The 244-nt window shown below is 65.6% G+C and carries 1 protein-coding gene; it reads left to right on the forward strand.

Features of this window, described 5'->3' with window-relative positions:
* A partial coding sequence (locus KVS71_RS18320; protein ID WP_217585250.1) for a hypothetical protein occupies positions 1-244 on the forward strand: 244 nt, incomplete at both ends.

Here is a 244-nt window from a genome sequence, read left to right on the forward strand (position 1 = left end):
GTGTCCGGTGTGCTGGCGGCGGGGGATTGCGCCGGAACATGGGCATCGAAAAGCCTGTCCGATATCGTCGCCCAGGAAGAAGGACAGCGGGCTGCTCTGGCGGCATTGGCGGCATTGCTGGACGCGCCGCTGGAAGCCGATGCAACGGCCTGTGCATCGGGTGATGCCAACGCCGCAGATACGCGCTGTGCCTGGGTTCGCGCCTCCGTGCTGAATGCCGATGGCAATCCGCACGTCTGCCAGT

Source organism: Microbacterium sp. GbtcB4, from assembly GCF_019091465.1.
In the GTDB taxonomy this organism is placed as follows: domain Bacteria; phylum Actinomycetota; class Actinomycetes; order Actinomycetales; family Microbacteriaceae; genus Microbacterium; species Microbacterium paraoxydans.